We start from the raw sequence: 598 nt of genomic DNA on the forward strand, positions 1-598 counted from the left end.
CCGACGTGTTACGCACCGTCACCGCCCTGGAGGTCTTCAGAACCACCGCACCGGGTTTTGAATGACCCTCCCTGCCCCCGATCACGATTCGATCGACAGCATTCCTACTGCGCAACGCCAGGAAAGATGACTCGAGTTGTCCACCCCGCATCAGATCTACGTGCTGGGACTCGACGGCATCATTACTGACTCAGGGCTGGACAGCACCCAACCGGTGGGCCGGCGATATCTGACCGAGGAAGCCGGCCAACCCATTGCCAGCGCCGAGACCACGCCGGCTCCGGACGGCACGGAGCAAATGTCACAGTTCACCGAGGGTCCGTTCGTCGCGTCCACCGACAAGGCACTGAAGGGCGTCTACAAGTTGGCAACACTCAAGGCCACCCGCTACGAATTACGCCTGCTTCGGGTCCCGGCCCTGTACGTGATGGCTCTCTGGCTCCACCTGCCCCGCAGAGATTTGATAGTCCCGCTGGAACCCTCGCCGATCGGGAAGGAAGATCGAGTGGTGCCGGCGGCGGAGTTCCTCAGTGAGCCTTTCCGGGTAAGGCTCTGACCACCGGGCGCGGTGTCCGGAACGGTCAAGATGTGTGGGAAT

At 62.0% G+C, this 598-nt stretch carries 1 protein-coding gene; it reads left to right on the forward strand.

Translation table 11 applies throughout. From position 1 onward, the window contains the following. Positions 1-136 precede the first annotated feature (136 nt). A complete protein-coding gene (locus tag ACFHVL_RS31410; protein WP_416632251.1) occupies positions 137-556 on the forward strand; it encodes a hypothetical protein in 420 nt (139 codons plus the stop codon). Positions 557-598: the final 42 nt, after the last annotated feature.

It is taken from the genome of Micromonospora sp. LOL_023 (genome assembly GCF_048060115.1).
GTDB lineage: Bacteria > Actinomycetota > Actinomycetes > Mycobacteriales > Micromonosporaceae > Micromonospora_E.